Annotated in this window: 9 protein-coding genes; all 9 read right to left on the bottom strand. The window is 40.7% G+C overall.

Features of this window, described 5'->3' with window-relative positions; translation table 11 throughout:
• Nucleotides 1–221 precede the first annotated feature (221 nt).
• Genes WC441_05155 through WC441_05115 form a run of 9 tightly spaced genes read right to left on the bottom strand, consistent with a single transcriptional unit; the run spans nt 222 to nt 9,727 of the window.
• Nucleotides 222–992 carry a tetratricopeptide repeat protein gene (locus WC441_05155; protein ID MFA5163874.1) on the bottom strand — a complete coding sequence of 257 codons (771 nt, stop codon included), beginning with the start codon at nt 990–992 and terminating at the stop codon, nt 222–224.
• On the bottom strand, nt 989–2,836 hold the full coding sequence (locus WC441_05150) for a BatD family protein (protein ID MFA5163873.1): 1,848 nt from the start codon (nt 2,834–2,836) through the stop codon (nt 989–991). Before WC441_05150 ends, WC441_05155 begins: the two co-directional genes overlap by 4 nt.
• Nucleotides 2,837–2,852: 16 nt before the next feature.
• Nucleotides 2,853–3,704 carry a tetratricopeptide repeat protein gene (locus tag WC441_05145; protein MFA5163872.1) on the bottom strand — a complete coding sequence of 284 codons (852 nt, stop codon included), beginning with the start codon at nt 3,702–3,704 and terminating at the stop codon, nt 2,853–2,855.
• Nucleotides 3,701–4,705, bottom strand: a complete 1,005-nt coding sequence (locus WC441_05140; GenBank protein MFA5163871.1) for a VWA domain-containing protein — start codon at nt 4,703–4,705, stop codon at nt 3,701–3,703. The genes WC441_05145 and WC441_05140 overlap by 4 nt, the downstream gene beginning before the upstream one ends.
• A 2-nt stretch (nt 4,706–4,707) precedes the next feature.
• Entirely contained in the window at nt 4,708–5,703 is a 996-nt protein-coding gene (locus WC441_05135; GenBank protein MFA5163870.1) for a VWA domain-containing protein, read from the bottom strand.
• A gap of 3 nt (nt 5,704–5,706) precedes the next feature.
• Nucleotides 5,707–6,669: a hypothetical protein gene (locus WC441_05130; protein MFA5163869.1), complete on the bottom strand. Its 963-nt coding sequence runs from the start codon at nt 6,667–6,669 to the stop codon at nt 5,707–5,709.
• The gene (locus WC441_05125; protein ID MFA5163868.1) at nt 6,647–7,852 is read right to left on the bottom strand and encodes a peptidyl-prolyl cis-trans isomerase; all 1,206 of its coding nucleotides are present in this window, start codon (nt 7,850–7,852) and stop codon (nt 6,647–6,649) included. Before WC441_05125 ends, WC441_05130 begins: the two co-directional genes overlap by 23 nt.
• Entirely contained in the window at nt 7,853–8,731 is an 879-nt protein-coding gene (locus WC441_05120; protein ID MFA5163867.1) for a DUF58 domain-containing protein, read from the bottom strand.
• Entirely contained in the window at nt 8,732–9,727 is a 996-nt protein-coding gene (locus WC441_05115) for a MoxR family ATPase (protein MFA5163866.1), read from the bottom strand.
• Nucleotides 9,728–9,738 lie beyond the last annotated feature (11 nt).

The raw sequence follows: 9,738 nt of genomic DNA, 5'->3' as shown, positions 1-9,738 counted from the left end.
TGGGGCGGGATGCTGCGCCTCTCGCAAACAATGCTTGAGAAGCGCGGGCAAAAAGGCAAATTTTGACCGCACCAAAATTTGCCTTTTTGCTCAAAGAACACACAAAAATCAATGCTGTCAGGGGGCGGAAGGGCTAAAGTTAATTTTACCATAAATTATGAATAAAGGAAATTAGAAAAATTCTCGCGTAGGAAAAGGGCAGGATTTCCTGATAGCTTACTTTAAAAGATAGACAAGGCGCTCTTCTCAATCCATCCGCTTTTATTATCCGGACGCCTTACTTTATACCAATTATCCCTGAATTCAACAACTTTTACTTTCATCCCTTCGTAAAGTGTAAAATGCGTAGTAGCCTTATCTATTGGCTCAAATTTGGCTTCGGCCTGCTCAGTCACTACGATTGCTTCTTTATTTAAGAGAAACTTTTTCCCCTCCAAGCCTATGAAACCGATAACAAAACATAGCCCCAAAAAGATAGCAAAAATTAAAGCCTGCTTTTTAAGCGGCGCAAAGAAAAAACTTACCAAAATATTTATTAGAATCAATATAAAGAACGCGCTGATCAATATTGTCAACCCATCAATGGTAAGCTTTTCAAATAGGGTATTCCATAACCTTACAGGCAGATTTACCTGGCTGCTGATGATTCCGTCTTTAATCAGCGAGCAGGCGTATGCATAATTAGATTCTAGATCTCTATCTTGCGGCATAAATCTACGAGCTTTTTCATAGTAAAAAATAGCTTCTCCGAGTTTACCTTTCTTAAAATAACAATTGCCAAGGTTATAATAGAGATTCCCGCTTTCCCAGCCAGTCTCAAGGATACTATTGTATTGTTTAATTGCTTCGTCATAATTAGCCTGTTCATAATAAACATTTGCCCGATTAAAAGCGCTTGTTTCTTGATTATCGAAAGCAAATCCTGCTTCTAAGAAAAGAGATGAAAATAGCGCCATTAAAAGAAAAATATTGTGGATATTCTTAACTTTCATACCTTTTGTTTCTCCAGATAATCAATAACCTCTTTGAGGCTTTGAAAGATATCTTCTAATTGTTTCTGACCAAATTGGCTGGGCGCGTATCTAGCCATATCACAATCAGCAAAAATTTTCTTTATTTTATCCAAGGTTTCTTGGGCAATGCCTTTTTCTTTGGCTAGTTCTTCAATGGTAATCGCGGTTATGCCGCCTGCGGGCAAATGGAATCTATCAGCCAGGTATTCTTTGACCGTTTTAAACAGCGTGTCAAAAAATGCTTCTGTTTTACCTTCCCTCAATAACCTGTCGATTTCTTTTATTCCTTTTTTTGCTTTTGTCGGAGCCTGCAACCTGCGCGCATAACGTTGGTCGGTCATCAACCTTTGTTGTCTGAGATTAAAAATGAGGATGCTCAAGAATATAATAAAACTTAAGATCTGCAAACACCAAAAGCCTAAACTTTGATAAAGATAACGGCCGATTTTCCTGAATTGGCCAGGTGAGCTTTTAAGGTAAATTATATCCCTTCCCAGCTCTTCTTTTTGCGCGATCTTAACTTGAGCTTGGGGTAATTCTATTAATTTTGTTTGAGCCTCATCGGCTTTCAATACCGTTATCGGAATAGGCTCATGCGTTAAGACTTCATATTGTCCGGTTTTTGTATTAAAGAAACTGAAATTTATCTGCGGGATGTGAGTTATGTTTTCCGAATCCGGAATAATTACCTGTTCAAAAATTTTCTCGTTCCCATTCTGTTTAACCTGTGGGTCATAAACCTTAAAGCCATCTTTGGATTGTAACCGAGGGGCTTTAACGCTATCAAAATTCCCCTCTCCCTTTATTGTCATTTTCAAGGTAATAGGATCTCCTGCTTTTACCTCAAGAGGCGTTGCCTCAACATTTAATTGAAAATTTCCCAGCGCCCCATCAAAACCTTCCGGCTTTCCCTCTGGAGGCAAAGGTAATACTGTGATCGGAAGTTCTGTAGATTTTAATTCCAAAGGATATGCCTCATATCTTCCGAAGAAATCATTAAAAATATCATCATTAAATGCTCCCCCAAAGAAATCGTCGTCAAAAAAAGTTTTCCGGTGCGCTTGAGCCTGCCGGCGGACCACTAAATTACAATTTAATTTTGCCGGACCCAAGGTAAATTCACCTGGCTTTATGGCGAACATATCAGTGGCAAATTCAATCACATCATACAACACGCCACCAAACTCCTCACGGTATTGCTTAGGCTGTCCAAATTTCTCAATGGAGAAATCATTTGTTTCTATCACCGGGAACTGTATATCCCGCACGCCCAAGCGGTTAACATAAAGTTTTATAGTTAAAGGCATAATCTCATTTAAGTATGCCTTTCTTTTGCCCGCGCTCAAAATTAAAAATATCCTATCCTTTAACTCATCTTGGCTTATTTTTGTGGTAGAAGGCTCCTCTTGGATTTGTTGGCGAGGATAAGGTTGGCCTCCGGAAGGAGCAGAAACTACTTCTACGGTTATCGGCTTAGAGGTTAGGGTCCTGCCTTGCACTTCTGCGGAAAACGGCCCTATTGTAAATGTTCCTGTTTTTAAAGGAATCAAAGTATAAATATGGGTTATTGAGCTAGTAACTACGCCATTCACTATGGAAACCATGGTTGAGGGCCCAAGGTAGCGGCTATCAAAACCTTCTATTTTATCTATGCTTGGAGCAGAAACACTCTGAGTGCCGTGAAAAGCAAGACTTAGCTGAAGCGCCTCGCCCAATGCTATTTTATTGCGGTCAACGGTTACCTCAAATTGAATATCGCTGGCGCTGACTGTTGAAACCAAACATAGCGCAAACAATAATGTAAAAGATAATAACCTTTTCATAACTTTACAATGCGGGCTACCAATCCTTTAGCACTTCCCTCTCGTAACTCCTGGCGCCTTTCTCTGTATAATCCGGAGCTGCTTCATCTTGGCCATAGCGCTCTAAAAGTGCGCGTGCCCCTTCTTCTGATAACTCCTTACCCTGCTCTTCTTGTTGTGTTTCTTCTGCGGCTGCTTGCTCCTCTTGTTGCGACTGCCCCTCTTGACCTTCTTTTTCTTGTTGCTGTTGCGCTTTTTCTTGAGCGGATCCTTCTTTTTCCTTATCTTCTCTACCTTGTTCTTTACCAGTAGGGCAAGTGCCTTGCTTCTGTTCCCCCTGTTGCTTCTCTTGTTCTTTCTGTTTATCGGTACTAGATTGTTGCTGCTTTAATTTATCCAGTAAAACCTTCAGCTCTCTTTCAACAAACTCATGGTTAAAACGCGCATCGGTATTTTTCTGGTCTAAATCTATCGCTCTTTTATAATAATCCAATGACTCCCGCAAAAGTGCTACGGTGGTTGATAAATCCGTATTTTCTTTAAGCTTACCCAATTTATATTTGCAATTCCCCAAATTATATAAGGCATCTGCTTCGAGCTTCTTATCTTCGCTGGTTAAGGCTTTAGTAAAGGCATCTTGCGCCTTCTCGTAATCTTCTTTTTTATATAATGCTGTCCCCATGTTGAAGTTTACGATATCAGAATCAGGAAGGGCTACGCTTGCATCATTATATTTCTGTAGCGCCTCATCAAGCTTTCCTTGTTTGTAAAGTCTGTTTGCTTCCTTGACGTTTTTCTTAGCATCAGTTGCAGCAAAGCACGGTAAGTTCGCAACCGCAAAAATACACAAGCTAATAAAAAATGTAACTATCCTGCAACTTTTACTCATAACGCCTTCTTCCTATCGCTTAAGAGAAATTCGAATGCCAAAAGCAAGAAAACAATGGACAGCGGAATCTGAAAACGCTCCTCATACTGCTTAGCCATCTTGGTCTCAAGTTCTCTCTTCTCCATTTCCGAAAGTTTCTCTTTATAAATTAAGTCTAACCCAAATTCTTTAGCGCTTGCGCGCACATAACTCCCCGCCGTAGCCAGAGCTATTTTTTGCAGAGTTGCTTCATCAAGCCTGCTTTTCACCACCGCTCCGCTTCTATCCTTCAAAAAGGCTTTACTACCACTCTCATCAGTTACCGGTATCAATTCACCTTCGTTTGTGCCTATGCCTATGCAAAATATCTTTATGCCTTCTTTTTGAGCCAATTCCGCAGCCTTAACCGGATCCCCCTCGTGATCCTCGCCGTCAGTAATAATAATCAACACCTTATATTTCTTAAGTCCGCCCTCATAGCTTTCCATCGCCTGCCGAATTGCGCTGGAAATTGAGGTTCCACCCTTAGGGATAGTATTTATATCAAGCGCCTCTACGGACAAAAGAAATCCGCTATAATCTACAGTGAGCGGGCATTGCACAAAAGCGCTTCCGGAGAAAGCAATCAGCCCGATACGGTCGCCTTTAAGATGCTTAACAAAGTCTCCTAACGCAAGTTTTGCGCGTTCCAGGCGATTCGGTTTTATATCTTCTGCCAACATACTCTTGGACACATCTACTGCTACCAATATATCCAAGCCTCTGCGTTTTATCTCTTGCCACTTAAACCCCCATTGCGGACGCATAAAAGAAAAAGCTGCTAATGAGAAAACTACAATAATCAAAACCTGTTTTAATCTGTATTTACGAATATCAAAAGAAGCAAGGAGCGTAGCTAAGAGGTTTTTATCGGCAAAGGCTTCCAGAGATCTCTTTCTCCTTGCGTTTACCCAGAAAAAGAAACCTATCACGGCTATGATTAACCAAAAAAGATGAGCTGCTTGTATATTGGCAAATCTCATACTTAAGGAATTCTCCGTAAAATTGTGTTTCTCAATAAAACCTCTAACAACAAGAGCGCCATAGCAATAGTTAAAAATATCGGGAACAATTCCCGGTATTCCATATATCCCTTTTCTTCAATAGGGCTTTTTTCCATGCGGTCAATTTCAGCATAAATTTCTTTTAATGATTTTGTATCTGTAGCGCGGAAATATTTGCCTTCTGTCTTGGAGGCGATATTTATCAGACTATCCTCATCAATATCTATTTTTACCGGCTGATACACAGTATTGCCAAAGAAGTCTTTCATCGGGTACGGCGCCATGCCTTTGGTTCCTGCTCCGATGGTATATACTTTCACCTTTAAAGCCTTAGCAGCCTCGGCTGCCAAAGAAGGCGAGATTTTTCCCGCATTGTTTATACCATCAGTCAAAAGAATTACGATTTTACTCTTTGCTTTGGTATTCTCCAGCCGCTTAAGAGCAACTGATAAGCCCGAGCCGATAGCCGTACCGTCTTCGATCATGCCGATTTTAACGCGCTTAAGATTCTCAAGCAGCCAACCGTAATCAAGCGTTAAGGGGCTTGCGGTATAGGCGCGGGCAGCGAAGGCAACAATGCCGATGCGATCATTTTTCCTTCCCTGAATAAAGTTTTCTACAACATCTTTTACTACATCTAAACGGTTTGCCCGCCTGCCTCGCAGAGTAAAATCCTCTGCCAGCATACTGGTTGAGGTATCCAAGGCAAGAATAATATCAATGCCTTCAGTCTGAATCTTTGACTCCTCAATCGGCACTCGAAACCTGGCTAAGGCAAGAGCCAAGAATACAAACACCAGCAGGCGCAAGACCCAAATATATCGGCTGCATAGGGTTTTAAAGGTAGGGCTGCTTATGGTTAGAAACCTCTCCGAAGAAAACCGGATTCCAGGAGATTTATTCTTGCGCAAAGAATAATAAACAATCCCCGCCGCAACGGGAATTAATAAAAAATATATGGGATTTTGAATAAGCATATTCTACAACTTATTTTCTTGTTTAGTCTGATCAACTAATCTTCTTGCCGAGGCAAGCGCTAAACTTGCTTCTGTTTGGGCAGGTTGATATTTTGCGAATTTAACCAAGTCGCAATTAGTCAGAAAATCACGTAATAAGCCTTTATGCTCAACCGATAAAGAGCTATCCTCTTTAACCTTAAGCAGAAATTCCTCGGTGGTCATCTCCGGAGCTCGGATATTAAATCTGTTTTCAAGATAATGCCGCACAATATCTGAGAGTTCTATGTAATAAGCCTTGGTTTGTCCTTTGCGAATATAGTCCTTTTTCTCTAATGCCGCCAAGGCTTCATAAGCAATAATGTGCGCTAGGAGCGGCGGTGCCTTGAATTCCTCTTGCTTTTTATTCAAAAAAATAAAACCAAAAACTCCTCCTATAATTAAAAGAAATGCTGATGCTATTAAGATATAGAGCCACATTCTGCTGGTAAAACTTTTAGGCCCCCTTATATCGCGGATATCCGCTCGATTTGAAGCATTATCCAGTACGCTTTTAACCTCCAATTTTACTTCATTTATGCTTAGCTCCTGCCAATCAGTTTGGCCTTTAGTGCGATATTTAACTACTGACGCCGGAATAGTATGCTCGCCGCTGACATAAGTATCTAAGAGATACCATTGTTTGAAAGTTTTTTTCCCAAATAGACCTTTGGCGCTAGATCCGAAGTCTTTAATCGCAAAACCGGATAAGCTCTCTGGAAGAATTTGCGGGAATTCAACTTCAATATTCTTTTTTGCCTTTGCCGTAATTGTATAGGTGAACTTATCGCCTATTTGTATTGAAGTTTTATCCACTGCGGCAGTCGCTTCGATGTCTGAATTTTTCTTTCCCTTATTTTGAGCCGCAAAAGAAATACTGCTGTTTACCAAAAACACTCCTAAGCAGAAAATGGCGCAGATTAAATTAATTATCTTTTTTGGTCTCATTCTTATTTCCTGTTTCAAAAATTTCTACTTCTTGCTCTTCCAATGCTTTTTTAAGCAAATCCTGGCTTATTTCCTGTTGCTTCTTCATCTTATATTCGTATTCAACTTCTGATTTCACTTCATCAAAACTTTTCTGTCGTTTCTGTCTTTTCTCAAGTATAGAAAAAACGTAAAACTTATCTTTTATCTTTAAAGGATCGCTTATTTGCCCCTTTTCTTTAAGGAATAGGCCGGCAATTACATCCTTTGCCTCTCCGATACCGGCAATACTTGAGTCTCCTTCTGTAATCGAAGCCTCCTGGGATTTTCCTTCCTGTTTCTTGAGCTTTTGAACCATTTCGTCTTTTTGGGATTCGTTTTCAAAGCTTAAGAAAGCTACCTTTATTTGTGCTGGCTCACTAAAACTATCTTTATTGGCTTCGTAATATAATTTGATATCTTCGGGGCTAATCTTATCCAGTTTTTCCTGTATCTCTTTACCTAAAAGCTGTTCAACCACAATCTGTTTTTTTAGCTGCTCTAAGGTTGAGCGGGTTTCTTCTTTTGTGTCCAACCCTAAACGCTTTGCTTTTGTATAAAGAACTTCCTGCCCGACGTAATTTCTAATGAATTCCAGGCGCCTTTCTGGCTCTTCTAAACTCTTTCTCATCCATTGCGGAACATTCTTGATAGCTTCATCAATCTCAGTATCGGTTATTTCTCTTTTTCCGATACGCGCAACTACCTTTCCCTTTGCCTGTTTTTCTTTGCCCAAAGAAGTCCGCGCCTCCAATTCGTATCTGGCCTGGCTGCTCATTCCCAAATTCTCCAATGCCTCAATTATCTTTTGGTTCATTTCTTGAGCGAAGTCTGCCTTTGGATTTAACATCTCTGCTTTATAGAAACTTTTCAGCGCCTTCTCATACTTATATAACTCCATATAAATACTGCCTAGTTTATATAAAAACTGTGCCTCTTCTTGTGGCTGTATCTTGCCAACAGCAAGATATTCTTCGAATGCTTCAGCGGCCTCACTCTTTAGCCCTTTGCTTAAAAGCTTGTTAGCATAGTCTATCTGGCTTGGGCTGGTCAAGAAAGAACTCTGCTCTTTAGGTTTAACTATCCGTGTAGGTAAATTTGCCACCAAAAACATTAAAACCGCTAACATTAAAACTATAATTATGGAAAAGAAAACCTGGCGCATTTAACGTAACCTCCTTTCCCGCATGCGGAAAAATTTAAATAAGGTGCGGTTGTAGGGGATATCGCAGCGGATATCTACGCTATCTACCCCCAATCTATCAAATGTTTTCTTGCGTTCGCCTGTTATCTTTAATGCGTTCTCCCGGAAAGAGCGGCGTAAAGTTTCATTTGAGGTATCCAGATTAAATGTCTTGCCGGTTTCCGGATCATCGAATTGCGCCATGCCGATATTAGGCAAATCCAGCTCTTTGGGGTCGGTTATAGTAATACTCACCAAATCGTGGCGCTTATTGGCAATGGAAAGCGGCTTCTCAAAGTTAGCATCATAAAAATCAGAGACAATAAAAGTAACTGTGCTACGCTTGCATACTTTATTGAGATATTCTAAGGCCGCGGGAATGTCTGTTTTTTTGCCTTGTGGGTTAAAATACAATGCCTCTCTAATGATGCGCAGAACATGGCTTATGCCTTTTTTGGCCGGGACAAATTTCTCGATTTTATCAGTAAAAATAATCAGCCCTACTTTATCATTATTGCGAATTGCCGAAAAAGCCAAGACCGAGCAAATCTCTGCGGCAATTTGCCTTTTTAATTTATTAACTGTGCCGAAATAAGAAGAGCCAGACAAATCCAATAACAACATTACCGTCAGCTCTCTTTCCTCCATAAACTTCTTAATATATGGATGCCCCATGCGCGCAGTAACATTCCAGTCAATAGAGCGGATTTCATCACCTACCTGGTATTCTCGCACTTCATCAAACTCCATACCCCTTCCCTTAAACACACTCTGGTATTGCCCGGAAAATACATCAGTAACCATACGCGAGGTGGTTATCTGAATGCGCCTAATCTGTTTTAAAACTTCTTTAGGGATCATTTAAGGAACCTCAACCTCATCAAATATACGCTTAATAATATCTTCCGACGTCTTCTCCTCTGCCTCTGCTTCGTAGCTGACAATCACCCTATGCCTTAAGATATCCGGACCAATGGACTTTACATCCTGTGGCGTGACATAGCCTCTACCCTGGATAAAAGCATAAGCTTTTGAGGCAAGCGTCAAATAAATGCTTGCGCGTGGAGAAGCGCCATACTGGATTAAATTGGTTAAATCGTTCAACTTATATTTGGCTGGCTCTCTGGTAGCAAACACAATATCAATAATGTAATTCTCAAGCTTCTCATCCATATAGATTTCATTAACTACTCTCCGGGCGCGCTTAATGTCTTCGGGCCCGACTACCGGAGAAACCTTTATCTCCTTATCCGTAACACTCATTTCTTTAAGAATCTTGCGCTCTTCATCTTTATTCGGATAGGTGATGTTGATTTTTAGCATAAACCTGTCAACCTGCGCTTCAGGCAAAGGATAGGTTCCTTCTTGTTCTATCGGGTTTTGTGTAGCCATCACCAAAAACGGCTCGTCTAATTTAAAAGTATTCTCGCCAATGGTAACTTGTCTTTCCTGCATTGCTTCTAAGAGCGCGCTCTGCACTTTTGCCGGAGCGCGGTTAATCTCATCAGCCAAAATAATATTGGCAAAAATAGGGCCTTTTTTGGTAGTAAATGCCCCATCTTTAGGATTATAAACAAGCGTCCCGATTAAATCCGCAGGCAGAAGGTCAGGGGTAAACTGAATTCTCTGGAATTTCGTATTAATCGCATGCGATAGGGTTTTTACAGAAAGTGTTTTGGCAAGTCCGGGCACGCCTTCAACAAGCATATGGCCATTGGCTAAAAGCCCAACTAAGAGCCGCTCAATCAAATATTTTTGCCCGACAATAACCTTTTCTATCTCCTGCTTTAGGCTGATGACAAAACTGCTTTCCTGCTTTACCTTTTCGTTAATTGCCGTTACGCCCGTATAATTCATTTTCCAACCTC

Source organism: Patescibacteria group bacterium (genome assembly GCA_041651355.1).
Classification (GTDB): domain Bacteria; phylum Patescibacteriota; class Patescibacteriia; order Patescibacteriales; family UBA12465; genus JAPLVX01.
Note: the sequence above shows the minus strand (reverse complement) of the source record. Positions and strands in the feature narration are given on the sequence as shown.

Coding starts and splice junctions, on each gene's coding strand:
- WC441_05120 (MFA5163867.1), bottom strand. CDS start 8,731: ATGATCCCTAAAGAAGTTTTAAAACAGATTAGGCGCATTCAGATAACC.
- WC441_05115 (MFA5163866.1), bottom strand. CDS start 9,727: ATGAATTATACGGGCGTAACGGCAATTAACGAAAAGGTAAAGCAGGAA.
- WC441_05145 (MFA5163872.1), bottom strand. CDS start 3,704: ATGAGTAAAAGTTGCAGGATAGTTACATTTTTTATTAGCTTGTGTATT.
- WC441_05155 (MFA5163874.1), bottom strand. CDS start 992: ATGAAAGTTAAGAATATCCACAATATTTTTCTTTTAATGGCGCTATTT.
- WC441_05135 (MFA5163870.1), bottom strand. CDS start 5,703: ATGCTTATTCAAAATCCCATATATTTTTTATTAATTCCCGTTGCGGCG.
- WC441_05125 (MFA5163868.1), bottom strand. CDS start 7,852: ATGCGCCAGGTTTTCTTTTCCATAATTATAGTTTTAATGTTAGCGGTT.
- WC441_05150 (MFA5163873.1), bottom strand. CDS start 2,836: ATGAAAAGGTTATTATCTTTTACATTATTGTTTGCGCTATGTTTGGTT.
- WC441_05140 (MFA5163871.1), bottom strand. CDS start 4,705: ATGAGATTTGCCAATATACAAGCAGCTCATCTTTTTTGGTTAATCATA.
- WC441_05130 (MFA5163869.1), bottom strand. CDS start 6,669: ATGAGACCAAAAAAGATAATTAATTTAATCTGCGCCATTTTCTGCTTA.